This window comes from Sphaerimonospora cavernae, assembly GCF_042435035.1.
Taxonomy (GTDB): domain Bacteria; phylum Actinomycetota; class Actinomycetes; order Streptosporangiales; family Streptosporangiaceae; genus Sphaerimonospora; species Sphaerimonospora cavernae.
Genome location: NZ_JBHMQT010000014.1, coordinates 38969 through 62135 on the forward strand (window position 1 = coordinate 38969; position 23167 = coordinate 62135).

Here is a 23167-nt window from a genome sequence, read left to right on the forward strand (position 1 = left end):
ACCAATGGGCCTAGGCTGGCGGGGTGACCGATCGCATCGAGGCAGCCGCCGCTGAACTGCGTCCCCTGCTCCAAGAATTCATTCTCTGGGTGCCGGACAACGCACCGGGCAGCGATCCCGAGCTCGTGGGACCCGTCGCGCTGTGGCACCGCCTGGCCGTCCGCGACGATGCCGGCCTGTGGAAGCGCGGCGACCTGCGCACCGTGCTGCTCGAGCACGTTCCCAAAGCGGTGGAAGACCCCGAAGCGGCCGCCGAGGGGCTGGTGTCGGCGATCCGGTCCTACCTGACGTTCCTGTCGTCGACCGAACGGCTGGCGCCCGGCTCCGCGTCCCTCGACGCCCTGCTCGCCGAACTCGATGACATCGAGGACGACTTCGTCGACGCGATGGAGGACATCCTGGACGGGAACCCCTGGGACGACGACGAGGACGACGAGGACGACGAGGAGGTCGACGAGGAGGTCGGTGAGAGTCTGGGCGACTTCGAGCCGTTCGCCGACGAGATCGCGGCGCTGCCCACGGTCCGGCTGCGTTCCGACGCCGAACTGGCCGAGGCCGCCCGCGGGGTCGCGCTCATCGCCCAGGCTCGCGATCTGGCGTTGTGGGTCGGCACCGGCCGCAAGGTGGGTGCGGAGGCTCTCCTGTCCGACGACGAGGTGAGTGAGGCCGTACGAGCACTCGGCCTGCCGGACGCGCAGTATCTGTGGAACATCTGGAACCTCGCCATCGACCTGGAGTTCCTCGCCCCGGACGGGGACGACACGGTCAGCGTTGACCCCGACACATCCGCCTGGCCCTTCGAGGACGACGAGGACGCCCTCGACGTATGGACGACCGGCCTGCACTCGATCGACTACGGCGACCCGGAGCTCGACGACGATGATCTGACTCTGGCGCTGTCCGGGCTGACCCGCGCGCTGCTGATCCAACTGCTACTCCACAGCGGCTCTCGGACGCTGGCCGATCTTCGCGTAGAGCTGACCCAGGCCGTGTCGGAGTATGACGATCTCGGCTTGGACGCCTGGGCCGCCGCCGGCGATCCGCTCGCTTCCGTTGTGGCCTGGCTGAGCGGGTACGGCATGGTCGGTGTCGACGACGGCGTGATCTCACTCACGCCGCTCGGCACCGACGGCGTGGTGCATCTGCTCGACGACGAGGACATCGAGGTGGACGCCCGGCCCGCGATCGACGCGATGACCGCGCTCGATCTGCTGTCGCTCAGCTCCGACATGACGGATGAGGAGGCGGACGCCGAGTTCGCGGCGTGGCTCGCCCTGCGCACCCCCACCCAGGCCGCCTCCGAGCTGCTCGCGGCCGCCGCTGAGGACGAGACCGACGCGCTGGTCCGTGTCCAGGCCGCCAGCCTGGTGGGCTCTCTCGGCGATGCGGCGGTGCCGGCCTGGCACGAGGCGGCCAAGGAGCCGTCGCTGCGGCCGTACGCCGCGACCCACCTGACCCAGATGGGGGTCGAGGGCGCGCCCGAGCCGACGCCCACCGACGTGCACTGGCTGATCCTCGACATGTGGACGATCGCCAACGAGCTCGGGCGGGCCGAGTTCGTGGCCAGCCTGCACGAGGTCGAGACGCAGAAGCTCATCGGAATACTCGACGGGATCTGGAAGACCCGGCACCCGCATCTGGAGGAGCTGCTGGAGGCCATCGCCGAGGCGCACCCCGACAAGCAGGTGAGCAAGGCCGCCAAGCGCGCCCTGTTCAAGGCCCGATCGGGGAGCTGACGGCTCGGGGAAAGGCCGGCACGATCGGCAGGCGTCCCGCTCAGGAGCATCGAGCGGGACGCGGTCGGCGTGACCGTGCCGCCTCCCCCCCTGGAACGCGAAAACCCCCGGACCGTGAGGTGCCGGGGGTTCCGCTCATGTAGCCCCGACCGGATTCGAACCGGCGCTACCGCCTTGAGAGGGCGGCGTCCTAGGCCACTAGACGACGGAGCCTTCATGCTGCATCTACAGCGTGTGCGGCCTCACAGTGGTAGTCCCGAGCGGATTCGAACCGCCGTTACCGCCTTGAGAGGGCGGCGTCCTAGGCCACTAGACGACGGGACCATGCACTGTGTGTCGCATCGCTGCGATTTTCCAACCGAATCCCTTGGGGGGATCCAGCTGGGGTACCAGGACTCGAACCTAGACTAACGGAGCCAGAATCCGTCGGGCTGCCAATTACCCCATACCCCAATCCGCTTGCCGGACTCAGCGCCCCGCTTGCGACTCCGAAAGGATAGCCCAGCTTGGCACCCACTACCAAAACGATTGCCGCGCGCCGCGCGACATCGTCGTGGACGATGGTTGTGCGAGGCTGAGAGCACACGGCGCCGGCCGTCCACGAGACGGCCGGTCGTACGCTCGGACACACCGCCGGACACCAAGGAGCCGCCGCAGATGAACCCGGCCGAGAACCCGTTCCTCAGCCCCAGTGACCTGCCCTACGGGCTGCCGCCCTTCCAACGGATCAGGGAGGAGCACTACGTCCCGGCGTTCGAGCAGGGCATGGCCGAGCACCTCGCCGAGGTCGCGGCGATCGCGGACAATCCGGAGCGGCCGACGTTCGAGAACACGATCGAGGCCCTGGAGCGGGCGGGCGCCCTGCTCGACCGGGTCAGCGCCGTCTTCTTCAACCGGGCGTCCTCCGACACCACCCCCGGCATCCAGAAGATCCAGCAGGACGTCACCCCCAGGCTGGCCAAGCACGCGGACGCCGTACACCTGAATGCGAAGCTGTTCGCCCGCATCCGCGCCGTGGAGGCGGGCGGTGAGGAGGAGCGGTGGCTGCTCGACCGCTACCTCACCGACTTCACCCGGGCCGGCGCCCTGCTCGACGCGGCTGACCAGGAACGGCTCAGAGGGCTCAACGAGCGGCTGTCGGAGCTGGCGACGACCTTCCAGCAGAACCTCCTCGCCGACACGAACGACCGGGCGGTCGTGGTCGACGAAGCGGCCGAGCTCGACGGCCTGACCGAGGACGCGGTCCGGGGGCTCGCCGAGACGGCCAGGGAGCGCGGCCTGGACGGCAAGCATGTGATCACGCTGGTGCTGCCGACCGGCCAGCCGTCGCTCGCCTCGCTGACCGACCGGTCGCTGCGCGAGCGCGTCCACACCGCCTCTATCGGGCGCGGTGCGGCGAACGCCGAGCTGATCAGAGAGATGGCGCTGCTGCGGCGAGAGCGGGCGCGGCTGCTCGGCTACGCCGACCATGCCGAGTACGTCCTGGCGGACCAGACGGCGGGGACCACCGGGGCCGTCACCGAGATGCTGGCCAAGCTCGTCCCGCCGGCCGTGGCGAACGCGCGCAGGGAGCAGGCGGAGCTCGAGGAGCTCGCCGGCCACGCCGTACGGCCCTGGGACTGGGCCTTCTACGCGGAGAAGGCCCGTGAGGCGCGCTACGACATCGACGGCGCCCGCCTGCGGCCGTACTTCGAGCTGAACGCCGTCCTGGAGAAGGGCGTCTTCTACGCGGCCACGCGGCTCTACGGGATCACCTTCACCGAACGGAAGGACCTGGCCGGCTATCACCCGGACGTGCGGGTCTTCGAGGTGTTCGACTCCGGCGGCGCGCCGCTCGGCCTGTTCCTCGGCGACTTCCACGCCCGGGCCTCCAAGCGGGGCGGCGCGTGGATGAACAGCCTGGTCAGGCAGTCGGCCCTGGAGGGCGCCCGGCCGGTCGTCGTGAACAACCTCAACATCGTCAAGGGCGAGCCGACGCTGATGACGTTCGACGAGGTCAACACGATGTTCCACGAGTTCGGGCACGCCCTGCACGCCTTGTTCTCGGATGTGCGCTTCCCGCGCTTTTCGGGTACGGCGGTGCCGCGCGACTTCGTCGAGTACCCCTCCCAGGTGAACGAAATGTGGGCGACCCACCCCGAGATCCTGGCCAACTACGCGAAGCACTACGAGACGGGCGAGCCGATGCCGCAGGAGCTCGTCGATCGGCTGCTGGAGTCACAGAAGTTCAACCAGGGGTTCGCCACGGTCGAGTACCTGGCCGCCACGCTCCTCGACTGGGCGTGGCACACGGAATACTCCGGCGAGGACCCCGCGGCGTTCGAGACGAAGGCGCTCGCGGACGTCGGCGTGGACCTGCCCGCCGTGCCGCCGCGCTACCGCAGCACGTACTTCTCCCACATCTGGGCGGGCGGCTACAGCGCGGGCTACTACTCCTACATCTGGAGCGAGGTCCTCGACGCCGACACCGTCGAATGGTTCAACGAGAACGGCGGGCTGCTGCGCGAGAACGGCGACCGGTTCCGCCGGGAACTGCTGTCCAAGGGCGGCAGCGTCGACCCGATGGCCGCCTTCCGCGCGTTCCGGGGCCGGGACCCCGAGATCACCCCCCTACTCGCCCGCCGCGGCCTGCTGTGACCCGCTGAGCCGTCCACCGGGCGGGCTGCTCAGCTGGTCGCCGTGGCCGCGGGCGTGAGCCTCACACTCGCGGCCATGGCGTGGCCGGTCAGGATGAAAGGCCGGCGAGAGCCGTACGGCGTCAGGAGAGCTTGGCGAGAGCCGTACGGAGCCGGTCGAGAGCGCGCTCGCGGCCGAGGACCTCGATCGACTCGAACAGCGGCAGGCCCACGGTCCTGCCGGTGATCGCCACACGCACCGGGGCCTGGGCCTTGCCGAGCTTGAGCCCGTGGACGGCGCCGACCTCCTCCAGGGAGGACTTCAGCGACTCAGGATCCCAGTTGACCGACTCCAGCCGCTCGGCGTACCCGGCGAGAATCTCCGCCGCGCCCGGCTTCATGCCCTTGTCCCACGACGCCTGGTCGAAGACGGGCTCTTCGAGGAAGAGGAAGTCGACGTTGGCCGTGACCTCGGACAGGACGGCCACCCGGGTCTGCACCAGGGGCGCGACCCTGGCGAACACACTCCGATCCCAGGACGGGTCGAGCCACGGCTCGCAGCGGCCGATGAAGACCTCCAGCGGCAGCGCCCGGATGTACTCGCCGTTGAACGCGCGCAGCTTCTTCTCGTCGAAGAACGCCGGCGACGGGTTCACGTCCTCCAGCCGGAACAGCGGCATCATCTCCGACCACGGCATGATCTCCCGGTCGTCGCCGGGCCCCCAGCCGAGCAGCATGAGGTAGTTGACCATCGCCTCCGCGAGGTAGCCCTCGTCCCGGTAGGACTCCAGCGCGACCTTGTCACGGCGCTTGGACAGCTTCTGCCGCTTCTCGTTGACGATGACCGGCACGTGCGCCCACACCGGAGGCCGTACGCCGAGCGCCTCCCACAGGAGCTGCTGCTTGGGCGTGTTCGACAGGTGCTCCTCGGCGCGGACCACGTGGCTGATCCGCATCTCCATGTCGTCGACGACGTTGGCGAGGATGAACAGCGGCGACCCGTCGCCGCGCACGATGACGAAGTCCTCGATCGACGCGTTCGGGAACTCCACCCGCCCGCGTACCAGGTCGTCCAGCACGGTCACGCCCGCATCCGGGCTGCGGAACCGTATCGCGCCCTCGGCCAGGCCCAGGTCCCGGCAGTGGCCGTCGTAGCCCTGGTGCTCAGAGCCGGTCCTGGCCTTCACGTCGTCCCGCGTGCACGTGCAGTGGTAGGCCTTGCCGTCCTTGAGCAGCCGCGCCGCCGCCTCGCGGTGCTGCTGCTCGTAGGCGGACTGGAAATAGGGCCCCTCGAAGTTCGGCGAGTCGCCGTTGATGCCGATCCAGGCCAGGGCCGAGATGATCCCCTCGGTCCACTCCGGCCGGTTGCGCGCGGCGTCGGTGTCCTCGATGCGGAGCACGAACTTGCCGCCGGACTGTTCGGCCAGGGCCCAGTTGAACAGCGCGGAGCGGGCGCCCCCGACATGGAACATGCCGGTGGGCGAAGGGGCGAAGCGCACCCTAATCACGTGAGATCACCCGGTTAGTGAGAGTTCCGATTCCTTCAATGCCGACGCTCACCTCGTCGCCCACGGACATCGGGCCGACTCCGGCCGGTGTGCCGGTCAGGACGACGTCGCCGGGCAGCAGGGTCATGACCGCGCTCACGTACGCGATGAGCGCGGGGACGTCATGCAGGAGCTGGGAGGTGCGCGCGCTCTGCCGCAACTCGCCGTTCAGCGTGGTCGTGAGCGCGAGATCGGCCGGGTCGAGCGAGGTCTCGATCCATGGGCCCAACGGGCAGAACGTGTCGAACCCCTTGGCCCTCGACCACTGGCCGTCCCTGGACTGCAGGTCCCGTGCGGTCACGTCGTTGGCGCAGGTGTACCCGAAGATCACATCATGGGCCCGCTCAGCCGGCACGTCACGGCACAGCCGGCCGATCACGACGGCCAGTTCGCCCTCGTAGTCGACCCGCTGCGACAGCTTCTCCGGATAGGCGACGGGCTCCCCCGGCCCGACCACCGAGGTGCTGGGCTTGAGGAAGACGACCGGCTCGGCCGGCGGCTCGCCGCCCATCTCCCTGGCGTGGTCGGCGTAGTTCTTGCCGATCGCGATGATTTTGCTGGGCAACATCGGTGCGACCAGTCGGACCTCGGCCAGCGGATAGCGCTCGCCGGTGAACTCGACCCCGCCGAAGGGATGGCCCGCGACGTGGGCGATCACCTGCTCGCCCTCTTCCACCACCCCGAACGCGACTCCGTCGCCCTTGGAAAACCTCGCGATACGCACGTCACGAGCCTAGTACGCCCGGCCGGTGATCCGTGTCGGAGGCGAGCGGGCCGCGTGCCCCTCCGTATGGTGGTGCTGACTGGCCCGTAACCGGCCACCGAGAACCGAGTCGTACGGGAGTGCTCGTGCCTTCTGTCGTGAAGATCAACGTGCTGACGGTGCCCCAGGAGATGCGGCAGGAGTTGGAGAGGCGGTTCGCCGGCCGGGCGGGGATGGTCGAGTCGTCCGACGGGTTCGAGTGGTTCGAGCTGCTGCGGCCCGTCGAGGGAACCGACCGCTACCTCGTCTACACGCGCTGGCGGAGCGAGGAGGACTTCCAACGCTGGCAGCAGAGCCAGGCCTTCCAGGCCGGCCACGCCCAGACTCAGGGCCACGGACACGACCACGGACACGACCACGGGCTGGGCCATGGACACGACCAAGGCCCGGCGGCTACGGCCTCCGAACTCTGGTCGTTCGAGGTCATCGAGACCGCCACCCCCAACCCGTGATCTTGCCAATTCCGGCAGTCCGAGACTCAGGGATGTTAACGATGTGATCAATGTGGCTTGACCGCATTGATGCGATTCGGACAGCATGGCACTTCCCGTCTTGAATCTGGCCGGAAGGAATCTGGCGTGCGCGGCCGCACTCAAGTCCTCAGGAAGCACGGCCCGGCTCTGTCCGCCCTGGTCCTTCTGGGCACCGTGTCGCCCTTTGTCCTTCCGGGCGGTCCGTCGGCGGCCGCCGTGTCGGTGGCGGGCGTGAAACAGACGGCCGAATGTCAGGGCGACTGGCTGCCCGCCACCCCCACCTCTTCGGAGATCATGGACGGCAAGCTGTCGTTTCTCGACTTCCCGGCCGTCAGCGTGGGCAAGAACGTCAACTGGCGGATGGATCCGTACCGGAACCGGTCCTGGCAGATGGTCTTCCAGTCGCTGCGCTGGATGGGCCGGCTGGTCGCCGACTACGAGACGACCGGCAACGGGGAATACCTCAAGCGGGCGGTCGAGATCGCCGAGGACTGGGTGGCGGACAACCCCTACGGCGGCCGCGGCACCGCCAAGTACGCCTGGGCGGAGCACCCCATCGCACTGCGCGCCCCGGCCCTGGTCTGCCTGAGCCGGCATGTCAAGGGCTCCTGGCTCACCCGCAGCCTCGCTCAGCACGCGAAGCTGCTGGCCGATCCGAGCAAGTACGAGGCCGGTCACAACCACGGCCTCGACCAGGACATCGGTCTGCTGCGGATCGGCTGCCGCTACGGCAACAAGGGCTGGAAGGACCTGGCCCTGCGCCGCATGGTCAAGTCGGCGAAGCTCGATATCGACTCCGAGGGCGCGCTCATGGAGCAGGCCCCCCGCTACGCGATCTACGTCCATGAGCGGCTCAGGGTCGCGATGGACACGATCGACTACTGCGGGCTGAAGGCGCCGAGCACGCTGACGCGGCGCTGGAAGAACCTGACGGGGCACATCGCCGCGGCCACCATGCCGAACGGCTACCTGGTGCCCATCGGAGACGGCGGCGCCGACGTCCAGCCGACCGGCTTCGACCACGGCAGGAAGACCGTCGAAGTCTTCAAGGCGGGGTACGTCTTCGGCCGCACCGCCTGGGACGACCCGCAGTCGGCGTACTACTCGATCCGCTTCGGCCCGGGCCAGAAGTTCCACGGGCACGAGGACCACCTGGGCGTGACCTACTACGCCCAGGGCCGCTCCATCCTCACCGAGGCGGGCTTCCACTCCTACGAGGGCACTCCGTACCGCCGCTGGACGTTGACGCCGGAGGCCCACAACGTGCCGGTAATCGTCGGCAGGAAGTTCCGCGGCCACACCGCGTCGCCCCTCACCCGCCGTTCCATCGGCAAGGACCGGCAGTCGTTCACGCTGACCGACCTGGCGTACGGCGTGCGCCGCACCCGATCGGTGCTGGTCAATCATCACGATGACCTGATGGCCGTCCTCGACACCGGGGACGGGAAGCTGCGGAACCTGTGGCACTTCGACCCGGCGTTGAAGGTCGTGGCCGCAGAGGGGGGACGGATCGTGGTGGCGGACGGCGACTGGCGCGCCACGCTCGTCCAGCTCGCCATGCCGTCATGCCGGCCGATCGGGGGGCAGCGGGTGGTCAGCGGGCAGACCAGCCCCTACCAGGGGTGGATCTCGCCCTCCTACATGAAGAAGGTGCCCGCCCCCGCGGTGGTATCCCCCGCGGCCGGGGCACTGCTGACGGTCATCGTGCCCGGCACGGACAAGCCGAGCGTCACCTGCTCGGGCCGCACCGTGGTCGTCCAGACCTCCGGCGGCTCGGTGACCCTGCGGGTGGGCGCCTCGGGCACCCTGTCCTGACGATCAGCCACGGGCCTGCCTGTCCGGACAGGCAGGCCCGGGAGAACCGCGCTCAGCTACACCATCACTGTCATGCGTGGTGCCCCGCACGGAGGAGTCCGTACGTCACGGCCTGCTCCAGGGCCTGCCAGGACGCCTCGATGATGTTCTCGTCGACGCCGACGGTGGCCCAGTCGCCGGTCGAGTCGCTGGACGTGATCAGAACACGGGTGATCGCGCCGGTGCCGTGCGTCCCTTCCAGGATGCGGACCTTGAAGTCGATGAGCTGGACGGCGGCGAGCTCGGGATAGAGCTTCTCCAGGGCCAGCCGTACCGCCTTGTCCAGGGCGTTGACCGGGCCGTTGCCCTCGCCGGTCGCCACGATCCGCTCGCCCTTGGCATGGAGTTTCACCGTGGCCTCGCTCACGACCTCGAAGGTCGCCGCACCGGTGAGGGGGTCGACGACGGGGCGGCGTTCGACGATGACCCGCCAGGACTCGACGGTGAAGTACCGCTTGCGCTCACCGGCGACGGTGTCGCGGAGCAGCAGCTCGAAGGAGGCGTCGGCGGCCTCGAAGGTGTGCCCGCGCGACTCCAGGTCCTTGACCCGCTCGACCAGCTCGCGGGACTGCTCCCCGGTCAGCTGGTAGCCCAGCTCGCGGCCCTTGAGCTCCACCGAGGCGCGGCCGGCCATGTCGGAGACCAGCATGCGCATGTCGTTGCCGACCATGGCGGGATCGATGTGCTGGTAGAGGTTGGGGTCCACCTTGATCGCCGAGGCGTGCAACCCGGCCTTGTGGGCGAAGGCCGAGGTCCCCACATAGGGCTGATGCGAGTTGGGCGTGACGTTGGTGACCTCGGTGATCGCATGGGCGATGCGCGTCATGTCGGCCAGCGCCTGGGGCGGTACGAGATCGAATCCCCGCTTGAGCTGGAGGTTGGCCACCACCGTGAAGAGGTTGGCATTGCCCGAGCGCTCGCCGTACCCGTTGGCGCATCCCTGCACGTGGGTGGCGCCGGCCTTCACCGCGGCCAGGGTGTTGGCCACCGCGCAGCCGGTGTCGTCGTGACAGTGGATCCCGATCCGCGCCCCCGTGGCGGTCGCCTCGTGGACGACCTCGGCGAGCTCGTCGGGGAGCATGCCGCCGTTGGTGTCGCACAGCGCCACCACGTCGGCGCCGGCCTCGGCCGCGGTGCGCAGCACCTCGAGCGCGTAGGCGCGGTTGGAGCGGTACCCGTCGAAGAAATGTTCGGCGTCCAAGAAGACGCGCCGGCCCTCCGCACGAAGGTGGGAGACCGTGTCGCGGATCATCGCGAGGTTCTCCTCCAGTGTCGTGCGGAGGGCCAGCTCCACGTGCCGGTCATGGCTCTTGGCGACGAGCGTCACGACCGGCGCTCCGGATTCGCGCAGGGCGGCCACCAGCGGATCGTCGGCGGCCTTCACACCGGCCCGGCGGGTCGCGCCGAACGCGGCGAGCTGCGCGTGCCCCAGGTCGAGCTCGGTCTGAGCCCGCCTGAAGAACTCGGTGTCCTTGGGGTTGGCGCCCGGCCAGCCACCCTCGATGAAGCCGACGCCCAGACCGTCCAGGTGCCGAGCGATCGCCAGCTTGTCGGCGACTGACAGGTTCAGCCCCTCCTGCTGGGCTCCGTCACGGAGCGTCGTGTCGTACACGTGGAAGCCGTCGTCGGTCATCTCTTCGTCTCCTTCGCGGGTCCGTCGTCGCCGCGCGCCCATCGGCCCCAAACAAAAAGACCCCTCACGGACGTGAGAGGTCTGCGCGCCGGCGTTGTCCCTTTAGTGGCCGGCGCGCCTGCCGATAATGAGCAGACCGTAGAACATGGTGCCTAGGAGTCTGCCACATGCTCCCAGCCTCTGGCACATCGATCTCAGAGTACGAGACGCGGACGAGTGCTCCGACCACGCTTCGCCCGCTCGCGAACGGCCATGGTTAGTGTGGTTCGCATGAAGGTCGCCGAGTTCATCGATACCGCAGTGGCCGAATACACCATCGCGCACACCACCCCGCCCGACGATCTGCTCCGCGTCCTCACGGAGGAGACGCACCGGCTCGTCGGCGACGACATCACCATGCAGATCTCCCCCGAGCAGGGCACGCTGCTCACCATGCTCGTGAGCCTCGTCGGGGCCCGCCGGGCCGTCGAGGTCGGCACTTTCACCGGCTACTCGTCGATCTGCATCGCCAGGGGCATGCCGGCGGACGGCCGCCTCATCGCCTGTGACGTCAGCGAGGAATGGACGTCCGTTGCCCAGCGGTACTGGGACAAGGCGGGCGTCTCGGACAGGGTCGAGCTTCGTCTCGGGCCGGCCGCCGAAACACTTCGGTCCATGCCCCGCGGGGAGTGGATCGACTTCGCCTTCATCGACGCCGACAAGGCCGGCTACCCCGTCTACTACGAGGAGCTCCTCGTACGGCTCAGGCCGGGCGGGCTGATCGCCGTGGACAACACCCTGCAGGAGGGCGAGATCGTCGACCCGGCCGCCGGGGGCAACGTGCCCGGGATGCGGGCGTTCAACGACCTGGTCACCGCCGATCCGCGGGTGACCAGCGTCCTGCTCCCCTTCGCCGACGGACTCACCCTCGTCCGCAAGAACTGACTTTCGAAACCCCGGCGGGCGCCACGCTTTGTGACTACCTTATGTCCTGAGTCAATCACGTTGCGTTTTCCCGCCGGGAGGGGATGATGTTCCCATGGCCAAGGTCCTGGATCGACCCACGACATCAGCGGAGCAGGCGAGGCGAGCGACGCTTCTTCGCTACTATCGGGACGTATGTGATCTTCTCCCAAACGCAAGGGTGGAGATCATCAACGGCCGGATCGTGGTGAGCGACGTGCCGACCGGAGAGCACAACGACATCATCTCCCGACTCATTCTCCAGATCGTGGCCCTGGTCGCGACCCGTGACTGGAGCCTGTGGACCAACATCAAACTCTTTCTCGGCCCACAGGTCGACCGCTACATCCCCGACCTCGCGATCGTGCCGCCGGACCGGCGGATGTGGGGCGAGGACGAGGTCTACGGCGACAGCACGCTCCTCGTGGTGGAGGCCGTCTCCAGGAGCAGCATCAATGACGATCATCTGGTGAAGCCGAAGAACTGCGCCATCGCGGGAGTACCGCTCTACCTGGTGATCGACCCGCTGGAAGGCAGAGTCAGGCTGCTCAGTCATCCGAGCGAGGCCGGATACACCCGCGAGGTCACCGTGAAGTTCGGCGACTCACTGGAGTTGCCGGAGCCGTGGGATCTGACGATCGACACGGGCAAGCTGATCGAGGCATGAGCCGTACGAGACGACTGAACGAGGGCCCGGCCGGATGGTTCCGGGCCGGGCCTGTTCCGTGGTTTCGGGGAATCAGCAGATCTTGTGGATCCAGTCGCGGGTGTCGGGGCGGGAGCCGTACTGAATGCCGACGAGCTCCTCGCGGATCCTCATGGTGACCGGGCCGGGGGTGCCGTCGCCCACGGCCCAGCCGCGGTCGGCGCCCTTGACGGAGCCCACGGGGGTGACCACGGCCGCCGTGCCGCACGCGAAGACCTCGGTGAGCTCGCCCGACTCGCAGGCCGACTGCCAGTCCTCGATCGAGATCTTGCCCTCCTCCGGCCGGAGGCCGAGCTCGGCGGCGATGCTGAGGATCGAGTCGCGGGTGATGCCCGGCAGCAGAGTGCCGGTGAGCGTGGGGGTGACCAGGCGGTCGCCGAAGACGAAGAAGAGGTTCATCCCGCCCATCTCCTCGACCCAGCGATGCTCGAAGGCGTCGAGCCAGACGACCTGGTCGCAGCCCTCCTGGACGGCCTGACGCTGGGCGACGAAGGCGGCGGCGTAGTTGCCGCCGCACTTGGCGAAGCCGGTCCCGCCGGGAGCGGCCCGGGTGAACTCGGTGGACAGCCAGACCGAGACGGGCTTGACGCCGCCGGAGAAGTACGAGGCGGCGGGCGAGGCGATCACCATGTACTTGTAGGTCCTCGACGGGTGGTTCACCCCGAGCGCCGCCTGCGTCGCGATCATGAAGGGCCGCAGGTAGAGGCTGTGGCCGTCGGTGGTCGGCACCCACTCGCGGTCGGTCTGCACGAGCAGCTCCAGCGACTGGACGAACGCGTCCTCGGGCAGCTCGGGCATGGCCATCCTGGCCGCGGACCTGTTGAAGCGCGCCGCGTTGGCGTGCGGCCGGAAGGCGACGATCGAACCGCCCGACTGCCGGTACGCCTTGAGCCCCTCGAACAGTTCCTGCGCGTAATGGAAGACCGACGTCGCGGGATCGAGAACCAGCGGGCCGTACGGTTGGAGCCGGGCGTCGTGCCAGCCGCGCCCCTCGGTCCAGTCGATCGAGATCATGTGGTCGGTGAAGAACTGCCCGAAGCCGGGGTTCGCCAATACTTCCTCACGCTCCCCCGCGCTGCGGGCTCGCGGATTGAGCTGCACATCGAAGCTGAGCTGAGTGGTCATGGCGAAGATCCTTTTCTCGACGTCGTCGTCACGGTTCATTGTGCGGCGACGACCTGTCTAACGGAAAACTACGGCATCGGGCAGGTATGAAAAAGCGCATGGCGCCCCGTGGGCCGCCATGCGCATTGATCAGGTGACGGCCCGGATCACCCCGCTACTCGTGCCGCGATGTCGTCGCCGATCTCACGGGTCGCCCTGGCCGTCCAGGCTCCCTGCCGTTCGACCAGGTCGTCGGCGACGGCCTGCTCGACCCGGGCCGCGGCCTCGGCGAACCCGAGGTGGTCGAGGAGCATGGCGATGGACAGGATGGTGGCGGTGGGGTCGGCCTTGCCCTGGCCCGCGATGTCGGGGGCGCTGCCGTGCACGGGCTCGAACATCGACGGCGCCGTACGGGCCGGGTTGACGTTACCACTGGCGGCGAGGCCGATGCCCCCGGCGATGGCCGCACCGATGTCGGTGAGGATGTCACCGAAGAGGTTGTCGGTGACGATCACGTCGAAGCGCTGCGGCTGGGTGATGAAGAACATCGAGGCCGCGTCCATGTGGCAGTAATCGGTCTCCACATCGGGGAACTCCTGGCTCACCCGGTCGACCGTACGCGCCCAGAGGTCGCCCGCGAAGGTCAGCACGTTGGTCTTGTGGACCAGCGTGAGCTTGCGGCGGGGCCTGGCCTGAGCCTTCTCGAACGCGTAACGCACGACGCGCTCGACGCCGAAGGCGGTGTTCAGCGACTCCTGCGTGGCGATCTCCTGTGCCGTGCCGCGGCGCAGCACGCCGCCGGCTCCGGCGTACGGACCCTCGGTGCCCTCGCGAACGACGATCATGTCGATGTCATCGGGACGGGCCTCGCCGAGAGGGGTCGCCACCCCGGGGAACAGCTTGACCGGGCGGAGGTTCACATAGTGGTCCAGCTCGAAACGGAGCCTGAGCAGCAGCTCGCGCTCCAGGACGCCTGGGGGGACGCTGGGGTCGCCGACCGCGCCGAGCAGAATCGCGTCATAGCCGCGAAGCTCCTCCAGCACCGCATCGGGGAGGGTCTCTCCGGTCGCGTGATAGCGCTTCGCCCCGAGATCATATTCAGTCGTCTCGGCCTTGACGCCGACGGCGTGGAGGACCTTGAGCCCCTCGGCCACGACCTCGGCGCCGATCCCGTCACCAGGGATGACGGCCAGACGGATGTTGCTCGACTCCATGGGAGTACCTTACCGGGTGTCTCGGAGATCGAACACCGATCTCACCATTCGGGCATTCCGGCTGATTGGTCATGCCGAGCTCAGCGCACCGGCTGACCGCCGTTGTCACGACGGTCGAGCGCGATCTGCAGCGCGGCTGCGGCCTCGTCTTCGGCGTCCTCGGGACGGTTCCAGGGATACATCTCGTACATGGTGGATCTCATTCGCGAAGAAGAACGGGAGAAAGGAGAGCAGGTCCGGGTCGCGGATCCCGGATTGCCGGCTCCGACTCGGCGCGGATCACACGCTCTCGGTCACAGAAGCCGACGGCCGGCGGCGCACAACGCCGCACACCGCGGCGGGCCGGCCCACCCTGATCAGGCCCCGCCGCGGCAGGTAATGAGTACGAGTACCTGGCGCGTCATGCCGCTTCAGGTTACCGCAGAATCTTGTAGGACGACCTAGTATCTCATTAGGTGAGACAACAAGAAGCCCGTACGACGGGGGCACCGCCGTACGGGCTCAGGAGACGAGGGCGACCCGGGACAGTCTCCGAGGTCCCGCTCAGTCCTCGATGTTCCGCTCGAGTCCCCGAGCTTCCGCTCAGTCCTCGAGGTTCACCGTGCGGCCGCTGTCGGCGCCGATCTCACCGGCGATCTGTTCGACGACGTCGGCCGGGATCGCCGAGTCGACGGTGAGCGCGATCAGGGCCTTGCCGCCCTTGACATCGCGGGAGACCTGCATGGAGGCGATGTTGGTCCCGTGCTCGCCGAGCAACCGGCCGACGGTGCCGACGATGCCGGGCCGGTCCGCGTACGTGAAGAACGCGAGGTGATCGGTCGGCTCGATCTCCATGGCGAAGCCGTTCACCTCGACGATCTTCGTGATCTGCCGGGGGCCGGACAGCGTGCCCGAGACCGAGACCGTACGGCCGTCGGCCAGGACCCCGCGCACGGTGACGACGTTGCGCCAGTCGGGGCTCTCGGAGCTGGTGACCAGCTCGACCACGGTGCCGCGATCCTGAGCGAGCAGCGGGGCGTTCACGTAAGTCACCGCGTCCTCGACCACGTCGGTGAAGACCCCCTTGAGCGCGGCGAGCTCCAGAACGCGCACGTCCTGGGAGGCGATCTCACCGCGGATCTCGACATCGAGCCGGGTGGCCACCTCGCCGGCGAGCGCGGTGAAGATGCGCCCGAGCTTCTCGGTGAGCGGCAGGCCCGGCTTGACGTCCTCGGCGACCGCGCCGCCCTGGACGTTCACCGCGTCGGGCACGAACTCGCCGGCGAGCGCGAGCTTGACGCTGCGGGCGACCTGGGTGCCGGCCTTCTCCTGCGCCTCGTGGGTGGACGCGCCGAGGTGCGGTGTGACGACGACCTGGTCGAACTCGAACAGCGGGCTGTCGGTGCACGGCTCCTTGGCGTACACGTCGATCGCGGCCCCGCCCACGCGGCCCTCCTTGAGGGCGGAGTAGAGCGCGTTCTCGTCGATGATGCCGCCACGGGCGACGTTGACCAGGCGCACGGTCGGCTTGACCATGTGCAGCTCGCGGTCGCCGATCAGGCCGAGCGTCTCCTTCGACTTGGGCAGGTGGACCGTGAGGAAGTCCGCCTGCGTCAAGACCTCCTCCAGCGAGAGCAGCCGGACGCCCATCTGCGCGGCCCGGGCCGGCTGAAGGTAGGGGTCGTATGCGACGAGCTCGACGCCGAACGGCTGCAGGCGCTGGGCGACGAGTTGACCGATCTTGCCGAGGCCCAGGATGCCGACGACCTTGCCGTCGAGCTCGACGCCGGTGTACTTGGACCGCTTCCACTCGCCGCCCTTGAGCGCGGTGTGCGCCTGGGCCACGTTGCGTGCGCCGGCGAGGATGAGCGCGACGGTGTGCTCGGCCGCGCTGGTGATGTTGGAGGTCGGCGCGTTCACGACCATGACACCGGCCTTGGTGGCCGCCTCGACGTCGACGTTGTCGAGTCCGACGCCCGCGCGGGCGACGACGCGCAGCTTGGGCGCGTTCGCGATGGCCTCGGCGTCCACCTGGGTGGCGCTCCGGACGATCAGAGCGTCCACATCGGCGAGGGCCGGCAGGAACTGCGAGCGGTCTGCTCCGTCGGTGTGACGGACCTCGAAGTCCGCGCCGAGCACGGCGAGACCCGCGTCGGAAAGCTCCTCTGCGACAAGAACGACGGGCTTGTTCACTGGTGAGTCCTTCGAAAAGTTCGAGAAGTGCGACAGCACGGACAGTCGTCGAGTGTATCCGGGCTTGTGAAAGCTCTCACGAGCGATCCGCCATCCGAGACGGCACCCGTGTCGTCCGCCCGGGAGCCGGCCGCCCGGGGCCGGCGGTGCGGGCCCGACGGCCCCCCTTTGACCCTAGGAAGTCGCATGATCGCCGTGTGTGATGACCCGAGCCGTTGCCGTACCCGTTTTGGACCGGTCCTATTCGTGCTGCCCGCTATCTCGGTATTGATCGCACCTAATCTTCGGGATTAGCCTGATTCGCTATGGTTCACCCCCTATTGTTCGGCCTATGAGCATCGGGAACCCCTCCCTGGGTGACGTTCTCGCGCGGCATGGCAGCCCCCAGCAGATGCTGTCCGCCCTAGCCGAGCGGGGCATCCTGGTGGCCGTCCGCCCCGACCGCTCCGTGGTGCTCGGCACGACGCAGAACGGTGATCGCGTGCTGCTCGGCTACACGACGCCGGCGACCTACGCCCGGCACCGTGGCAGCCACTCGTTGTCGGCCTGCGACGCCGACACCATCCTCGACATCCAGCAGGTCACGGGTGTACGGGAGATCGTCATCGACGCGGCGGGTCCGGCGGCGGCAGCCGTACCCATCGACGACCTGCGGCGTCACCTCCAATCAAGCCGGACCGGTCCCACGCCGGCGGTGTCGGCGATGCGCTCGGCCGCCACCCCTGCGGCGTACGCCACCGGCGCCATGGCGACGGTGACCCGCTCGCAGGTGGCACACGCCGCTCCCCCGGCGGCCTCCGGCAGCCCGCCGTCGATTCCTCCCCTGGCCGCTCCACCCGCGCCCACCCCGGACCGGGTGTCGGCCGCTCCCGGCTCCGTCCCACCCGCCCGGATCCCGGCGCCCCGCCAGCACCTGTCCGGTGCCATGCAGGTCGTCGACCCCGGCTATCGCCGGACGAACCATCCGATCCTGCCCGCGCTCCGGGTGGCGGTCTCCGAACTGCTGCGCGACTATCCCCATGTGCACCACGTATGGATCTCCGAGGCCCGGACGGTCTCCGGGTCCTGGGGGCTCATGCTGCTCGTCAAGGTGCACACGGCGACGGGCGAGGACATCGTCCGGGACGTGCACCGCCGGGTCCGCGCCCGGCTGCCACAGCTCGCGGCAAGCGGGGCTCCGGTGCTCATGGCCCGGATCACGGACGCGCACACAGAACGCCGGATGATCGAGATCGGCGCCCACGTGGTCTGCCCGGACGCCGGGGACTGACGCTTGGAGAGCTGAGCGGGGAGGAACCGGCGGTCCTCGGCCGCGCCCCCGCTCAGCTCCCACGGGCGCCGACGGGCTGGGCCGCCGGCGTGAGCCTGCCCCCGGTTCCGCCGGGGACGCGTGCGCTGACACGGTCGGACCGAAATCTCGGATGCGGACCTTCCACCCGAACACTTGCTCGGCTTGAATGTCGGCATGGTCTCCTCGGCGGCGACGCCCCCCGCGACCGTCTCCCACGGTGTACGCCTCGGATATGCGGTCGGCTCGTTCTGCACGGCCAACTTCACGGCCATCCCCGGCCTCCTCCTGCTGTACTACATGACGAACGTGCTGGCAGTGCCCGCCGTGCTCGCCGGCCTCGTCCTGTTCCTGCCGAAGGCGTGGGACCTCCTCGTCAACCCCCTGGTCGGCCGTTGGTCGGACCGCACCTCCTCACGCTGGGGGCCGCGCCGGCCCTGGCTGCTGGCCGGGGCCGCCGTGCTCCCGGTGTCCTTCGCCGCGATGTTCAGCGGGCCGCCGCTCACCGGCATCCCCGCCGCCGTCTTCGTGGGTGTCGCGTTCCTGTTCGCCTCCACCGGATACGCCCTGTACGAGGTTCCGTACAAGGCGATGCCGGCCGAGATGACGGGCGACTACCACGAACGGACCTCCTTGCTGCAGTGGCGGATGATCTTCGTCGCGGTCTCGGTGGCACTGAGCGGAGTCGTCGCGCCGATGCTCGCCGGTGACTCGGCCGACGGCTATCGCCTGATGGGCATCACCTTCGCGGCAATCCTGCTCACCGCGATGATCGGGTCGTTCCTGGGTACGGCTCGCGCCCCGTTCATCGGGCGGCAGCGATCGGACGGTAGCCTCCGGTCCCAGCTCGCCGCCGTCAGGACGAGCAGGCCGTTCCTGTGGCTGCTCGGCCTCAGCTCGGCCCAGAACCTCGCCGCGGGGGTCCTGCTCGCCGGAGCCCCCTATTTCGCGGCCTACGTCCTGCACGACACCGCCGCCACGAGCACGCTCTTCGCCGCGCTCGTCGGGCCGATGCTGGTCACCATGCCGCTGTGGGTGCGGCTGGCCCGCAGGCTCGACAAGCGCGGCGCGATGATCCTGGCCGGGTCGCTGTTCCTGGTCGGCGCTTCGCTGCTCATCGCCACCCCCATGTTCGGCTCCCTCTATGCCCATCTCGCCGTCGTGTCGATCGGGCTCGGATACGCGGGCCTGCAACTTCTGCAGTTCTCCATGCTCGCCGACGTGATCGCCCACGACAGCACGGTGAGCGGCGAGCGCCGCGGAGGCGTCTTCACCGGACTGTGGACGGCCGTCGAGAACGCCGTGTCCGCCTTGGGCGCCACCGTCTACGGCGCGGTGCTCGCCACAGGCGGCTTCATCTCCTCGAATCCGGAGAACCCGGTGGCGCAGCCGGACAGCGCGCACACGGCGGTCATCCTCGGCGTGACCTTCGTGCCCGCCCTCATGTCGCTGGCCGCGGTGCTGATGACGCTGAGATACGACCTCACCGCCGACCGGCTCGCGGCCCTGGCCGACGACGACACGGCCTCCGGCGGTACGGCGCCCGGCGACACGTCCGAAGCCGGGGGCACCACCGCCTGACACGGCTACGGACGGTGCTGCAGCGTTCGCAGGGAGGCATTGGAACGTAGGTATTTTCGTGACTTTTGTGATTTTTTCGGACAATAGAGGTTGAAGACACCATAATGCGGTTTCCAACCAGCCTTCGGGCCGCGCACCTCGGACCTTGTCCTGATGAGGGCGCGGCTCAGGGAGTGTCGCGCAGGTCTCGCCTCGAGGAGCGCCCGCAGCAGTCGACGAGATCCCGCGACCCGACCTGTCCCCTCAACTGGAGGAAAGATCGTGAACAGAGCGCTCGGAGCGGCCCTGTGCCTCGGTAGCCTCACCGTGATCAGCCTGCCGGTCGGCGCCGCCCAGGCGACGACCGAGCATCTCGGCTGCCGGGTCGCCGCCGCCAAGCCGTACGTCACGGAGAGCGGGAAGATCAGCGCCGCCGGTTACCGGATCGGATGCACCGGCCCGGCGAAGGTCCGGGTCAGGCTCTGGAAGGCCGTGACAGGCCCGGACCGTGCGGTGAAGAGCGGCGCCAAGGTCACCGAGAGCGGGCGCCTCACGCTGACCGTGCGCTGTGCGAACGGCGTGTTCTACACGACCGTCACCGACTTCCGCGGCAACACGTCACGGTCGAGGGCCACCCGGGTGAACTGCGCATCGACGCCGCCCAACGAGAACGGCGGAGCCTCGACGAGCAGCGGTTCGACGGGCAGCGGTTCGACAGGCGGCACCCAGAACGGGGGCACTACCAACGGCGGCTCCACCGGCAGCGGACCGGCGGGCAGCGGTCCGACGACGGGGCCGGGTGACGTGGGCACCGATCTCGAGAACGAGGTGGTGCGCCTCACCAACGTCGAGCGGGCCAAGGTCGGCTGCGGACCGCTGACGCACGACGCCAAGCTGCACACGGCGGCCTACGGCCACTCGGCCGACATGTCCGCCAAGAACTACTTCAGTCACACCTCTCAGGACGGCAGTTCCTTCGCCGATCGCATCAGGGCGACGGGGTACTCCTACACCGCGATCGCCGAGAACATCGCCAAGGGCTACCAGACCCCGGAGGCGGTGGTCCAGGGCTGGATGAACAGCTCCGGCCACCGCACCAACATGCTCAACTGCAACTACACGGACATCGGCGTCGGCTACGCCAAGACCGGCGGCCCGTACTGGACCCAGGACTTCGGCAAACACTAGCCCCCCAGCCGTGGCGGGTGGAGGTGGACACGCTCATGGTGGGGGGGACACGCTCACGGTGGTTGTGAAGTCTGGGCGCTGGAATGAGGTGGAATGCGAGGGTCTTCTGGACACTGTGCCCGGCCAAGTCGGATACTCCAGTCATGAGCTCTCCCCCGGTTCGCGCCTCGGACGGGGACCGCGACCGCGCCCTCGACGAGCTCCGCAGCCGTGCCGCCGAAGGCCGTCTGTCCATGGACACCTTCATCGGCCGCGTCGACATGGCGCTGCGTGCACAGAGCCGCGGTGAGCTCGATGAGCTGGTCGCGGATCTCCCGCAGCGCGGGCGTTGGCGTAGGCGGATCACGGAGGCCGTGGCCGCGGTGTCGGATCTCAGCCATCGGGTCGAGTCCGCCTGGCGGCGTCCTCGCCTGCCCAAGCTGGCGCTGCCCACCGACGACCGTACTCGGTACGTGGTGGGCCGCGGGCCCGCCTGCGACCTGGTGCTGGCGGATCTCACGGTCTCCCGGGCGCATGCCGAACTACGCCGTGACGGCGGCTCGTGGCTGCTGGTCGATCTCGGCTCGATGAACGGCACCCGGCTGAACGGCTGGCGCCTGGTCGGACCGGCCCGGGTACGGGCGGGCGACGAGATCGCCTTCGGCGACTCCGCGTTCCTCGTGTCCGCTGCCGCCTGAGCGCACGACGATGAGAGCGGCGCCGCCCGGAAGGACGACGCCGCTCTCGCGCGTCAGACCGAATCGATCAGCTCGGTCAGGACTGCTCGCCGCCCTTGAGCCAGCTCATCATCGGGCGGAGATTGGCACCGGTCTGCTCGATCGGGTGCCCGGCCAGCTCCTCGCGGTAGCGCTTGAAGTTGGTCTGGCCCGAGTCGAACTCCTCGACCAGCTCACGGGCGAAGCGGCCGTCCTGGATCTCGTCCAGGATGCGGCGCATCTCCTTCTTGGTCTCCGCGTTGACCACGCGCGGGCCGCGGCTGTAGCCGCCGTACTCCGCGGTGTCGGACACCGACCAGTACATCTTCGAGACGCCGCCCTCGTACATCAGGTCCACGATCAGCTTCATCTCGTGAAGGCACTCGAAGTAGGCGACCTCGGGCTGGTAGCCCGCCTCGATCAGCGTCTCGAAGCCGGCCTTGATCAGCTCGGAGACGCCGCCGCACAGCACGGCCTGCTCACCGAACAGGTCGGTCTCGGTCTCCTCGGTGAAGGTCGTCTTCAGCGCGCCGGCCCGGGTGCCGCCGATGCCCTTGGCGTACGACAGCACGAGCGGCCAGGCGTTGCCGGTGGCGTCGCGCTCGACGGCGACGAGACACGGCACGCCGCGTCCCGCGGTGTACTGGCGGCGGACGAGGTGGCCGGGGCCCTTGGGCGCGACCATCGCGACGTCCACACCCTCGGGGGCCTCGATGAGGCCGTAGCGGATGTTGAGGCCGTGGCCGAAGAACAGCGCGTCGCCCTCGACGAGGTTCGGTGCGACGTGCTCGGCGTAGAGGTGCCGCTGGACGTGGTCCGGGGCGAGGATCATCGTGAGATCGGCCTCTTCGACGGCCTCCGACGGCGTGAGCACGCGCAGCCCGTCGGCCTCGGCCTTCTCCCGGCTCTTGGAGCCCGCCGGCAGACCGACCCGCACGTCCACGCCGGAGTCGCGCAGGCTCAGTGCGTGGGCGTGGCCCTGGCTGCCGTATCCCAGTACGGCGACGTGCCGACCCTGGATGACCGACAGGTCGGCGTCGTCGTCGTAGAAGATCTCAGTCACATGCTTGCCTTTCCGAATGATGGTCGCGACAGACGTCGCCGGTCGCGACACGTGCTTTCGACTCCGACAGCGGCGCAGCGCTCACGCGCTGCGCTCAAGCGCCCGGAGCGAGCGGTCGGTGATGGAACGGGCACCGCGGCCGATGGCCACCATGCCCGACTGCACGAGCTCCTTGATGCCGTACGGCTCCAGGACCCGGACGAACGCCTTCAGCTTGTCACTCGTGCCGGTGACCTCGATGGTCACCGCGTCAGGGGCCACGTCGACGCACCGGGCCCGGAAGAGGTTGACCACTTCCAGGACGTGGGAGCGGCTCTCGGCGTCGGTCCTGACCTTGAGCAGCATGAGCTCGCGCTGCACCGATTGGGCGCTGTCGAGCTCAACGATCTTGATGACGTTGACCAGCTTGTTGAGCTGCTTGGTGACCTGCTCGAGCGGCAGGGCCTCAACGTTGACGACGATCGTCATGCGGGAGATGTCGTCGTGCTCGGTGGGCCCGACGGCCAGCGATTCGATGTTGAAACCGCGGCGACTGAACAGCGCGGCCACGCGCGCGAGCACGCCCGGCTTGTTCTCGACCAGGACGGACAGCGTGTGAAGGCTCATGCCGCCCC

The 23167-nt window shown here is 68.8% G+C and carries 19 protein-coding genes and 3 tRNA genes; 10 read left to right on the top strand and 12 right to left on the bottom strand.

What is annotated here, in order from left to right:
* The first annotated feature begins 23 nt into the window (after positions 1 to 23).
* The gene (locus tag ACFHYQ_RS09320) at positions 24 to 1736 is read left to right on the top strand and encodes a hypothetical protein (RefSeq protein ID WP_394300700.1); all 1713 of its coding nucleotides are present in this window, start codon (positions 24 to 26) and stop codon (positions 1734 to 1736) included.
* Positions 1737 to 1876: 140 nt separating this feature from the next.
* On the opposite strand, the gene ACFHYQ_RS09325 is transcribed toward ACFHYQ_RS09320, so the two are convergent.
* The 3 genes from ACFHYQ_RS09325 to ACFHYQ_RS09335 form a co-directional block, all read right to left on the bottom strand.
* Positions 1877 to 1949: transfer RNA gene (locus ACFHYQ_RS09325), tRNA-Glu, on the bottom strand.
* 35 nt (positions 1950 to 1984) lie between these two features.
* Positions 1985 to 2060, bottom strand: a tRNA-Glu gene (locus ACFHYQ_RS09330).
* A 57-nt stretch (positions 2061 to 2117) separates the two neighbouring features.
* Positions 2118 to 2189, bottom strand: a tRNA-Gln gene (locus ACFHYQ_RS09335).
* Between the two features lie 204 nt (positions 2190 to 2393).
* On the opposite strand from ACFHYQ_RS09335, the gene ACFHYQ_RS09340 reads away from it, so the two are divergent.
* A complete protein-coding gene (locus tag ACFHYQ_RS09340) occupies positions 2394 to 4373 on the top strand; it encodes a M3 family metallopeptidase (RefSeq protein WP_394300701.1) in 1980 nt (659 codons plus the stop codon).
* A 121-nt stretch (positions 4374 to 4494) separates the two neighbouring features.
* On the opposite strand, the gene gltX is transcribed toward ACFHYQ_RS09340, so the two are convergent.
* On the bottom strand, positions 4495 to 5823 hold the full coding sequence (gene gltX, locus ACFHYQ_RS09345; protein WP_394300865.1) for a glutamate--tRNA ligase: 1329 nt from the start codon (positions 5821 to 5823) through the stop codon (positions 4495 to 4497).
* Positions 5824 to 5851: 28 nt separating this feature from the next.
* The gene (locus ACFHYQ_RS09350) at positions 5852 to 6622 is read right to left on the bottom strand and encodes a fumarylacetoacetate hydrolase family protein (protein WP_394300702.1); all 771 of its coding nucleotides are present in this window, start codon (positions 6620 to 6622) and stop codon (positions 5852 to 5854) included.
* 125 nt (positions 6623 to 6747) lie between these two features.
* Between ACFHYQ_RS09350 and ACFHYQ_RS09355 the strand changes: the two genes are divergently transcribed.
* On the top strand, positions 6748 to 7113 hold the full coding sequence (locus ACFHYQ_RS09355) for an antibiotic biosynthesis monooxygenase family protein (RefSeq protein ID WP_394300703.1): 366 nt from the start codon (positions 6748 to 6750) through the stop codon (positions 7111 to 7113).
* A gap of 126 nt (positions 7114 to 7239) precedes the next feature.
* Positions 7240 to 8949 carry a heparinase II/III family protein gene (locus tag ACFHYQ_RS09360; protein WP_394300704.1) on the top strand — a complete coding sequence of 570 codons (1710 nt, stop codon included), beginning with the start codon at positions 7240 to 7242 and terminating at the stop codon, positions 8947 to 8949.
* Positions 8950 to 9019: 70 nt separating this feature from the next.
* On the opposite strand, the gene cimA is transcribed toward ACFHYQ_RS09360, so the two are convergent.
* On the bottom strand, positions 9020 to 10621 hold the full coding sequence (gene cimA, locus ACFHYQ_RS09365) for a citramalate synthase (RefSeq protein WP_394300705.1): 1602 nt from the start codon (positions 10619 to 10621) through the stop codon (positions 9020 to 9022).
* A gap of 270 nt (positions 10622 to 10891) precedes the next feature.
* Between cimA and ACFHYQ_RS09370 the strand changes: the two genes are divergently transcribed.
* Positions 10892 to 11545, top strand: a complete 654-nt coding sequence (locus ACFHYQ_RS09370; protein ID WP_394300706.1) for an O-methyltransferase — start codon at positions 10892 to 10894, stop codon at positions 11543 to 11545.
* A gap of 94 nt (positions 11546 to 11639) precedes the next feature.
* Positions 11640 to 12230: a Uma2 family endonuclease gene (locus ACFHYQ_RS09375; RefSeq protein ID WP_394300707.1), complete on the top strand. Its 591-nt coding sequence runs from the start codon at positions 11640 to 11642 to the stop codon at positions 12228 to 12230.
* 72 nt (positions 12231 to 12302) lie between these two features.
* On the opposite strand, the gene ACFHYQ_RS09380 is transcribed toward ACFHYQ_RS09375, so the two are convergent.
* The 4 genes from ACFHYQ_RS09380 to serA form a co-directional block, all read right to left on the bottom strand.
* Positions 12303 to 13394: a branched-chain amino acid aminotransferase gene (locus ACFHYQ_RS09380; protein ID WP_394300708.1), complete on the bottom strand. Its 1092-nt coding sequence runs from the start codon at positions 13392 to 13394 to the stop codon at positions 12303 to 12305.
* A 146-nt stretch (positions 13395 to 13540) separates the two neighbouring features.
* The gene (locus tag ACFHYQ_RS09385; RefSeq protein WP_394300709.1) at positions 13541 to 14587 is read right to left on the bottom strand and encodes a 3-isopropylmalate dehydrogenase; all 1047 of its coding nucleotides are present in this window, start codon (positions 14585 to 14587) and stop codon (positions 13541 to 13543) included.
* 80 nt (positions 14588 to 14667) lie between these two features.
* Positions 14668 to 14790: a hypothetical protein gene (locus ACFHYQ_RS09390; RefSeq protein WP_275408945.1), complete on the bottom strand. Its 123-nt coding sequence runs from the start codon at positions 14788 to 14790 to the stop codon at positions 14668 to 14670.
* Between the two features lie 379 nt (positions 14791 to 15169).
* Positions 15170 to 16759, bottom strand: a complete 1590-nt coding sequence (serA, locus tag ACFHYQ_RS09395; RefSeq protein WP_394300710.1) for a phosphoglycerate dehydrogenase — start codon at positions 16757 to 16759, stop codon at positions 15170 to 15172.
* Between the two features lie 331 nt (positions 16760 to 17090).
* Here serA and ACFHYQ_RS09400 point away from each other — a divergent pair, with 331 nt between their 5' ends.
* The 4 genes from ACFHYQ_RS09400 to ACFHYQ_RS09415 all read left to right on the top strand — a co-directional run bounded on the left by ACFHYQ_RS09400 (position 17091) and on the right by ACFHYQ_RS09415 (position 21472).
* Complete coding sequence (locus ACFHYQ_RS09400; protein WP_394300711.1) at positions 17091 to 18029, top strand: hypothetical protein; 939 nt, start codon at positions 17091 to 17093, stop codon at positions 18027 to 18029.
* A 183-nt stretch (positions 18030 to 18212) separates the two neighbouring features.
* The gene (locus ACFHYQ_RS09405) at positions 18213 to 19628 is read left to right on the top strand and encodes an MFS transporter (protein WP_394300712.1); all 1416 of its coding nucleotides are present in this window, start codon (positions 18213 to 18215) and stop codon (positions 19626 to 19628) included.
* Positions 19629 to 19889: 261 nt separating this feature from the next.
* The gene (locus ACFHYQ_RS09410) at positions 19890 to 20795 is read left to right on the top strand and encodes a CAP domain-containing protein (RefSeq protein WP_394300713.1); all 906 of its coding nucleotides are present in this window, start codon (positions 19890 to 19892) and stop codon (positions 20793 to 20795) included.
* A 143-nt stretch (positions 20796 to 20938) separates the two neighbouring features.
* On the top strand, positions 20939 to 21472 hold the full coding sequence (locus ACFHYQ_RS09415; protein ID WP_394300714.1) for an FHA domain-containing protein: 534 nt from the start codon (positions 20939 to 20941) through the stop codon (positions 21470 to 21472).
* A 76-nt stretch (positions 21473 to 21548) separates the two neighbouring features.
* Here ACFHYQ_RS09415 and ilvC read toward each other — a convergent pair whose 3' ends face one another.
* Both ilvC and ilvN read right to left on the bottom strand, forming a co-directional pair.
* On the bottom strand, positions 21549 to 22553 hold the full coding sequence (ilvC, locus tag ACFHYQ_RS09420) for a ketol-acid reductoisomerase (protein ID WP_512701469.1): 1005 nt from the start codon (positions 22551 to 22553) through the stop codon (positions 21549 to 21551).
* Between the two features lie 81 nt (positions 22554 to 22634).
* Positions 22635 to 23159 (bottom strand): acetolactate synthase small subunit, encoded by a 525-nt coding sequence (gene ilvN / locus ACFHYQ_RS09425; protein ID WP_204016363.1) that lies wholly within the window; start codon positions 23157 to 23159, stop codon positions 22635 to 22637.
* Between the last annotated feature and the right edge of the window lie 8 nt (positions 23160 to 23167).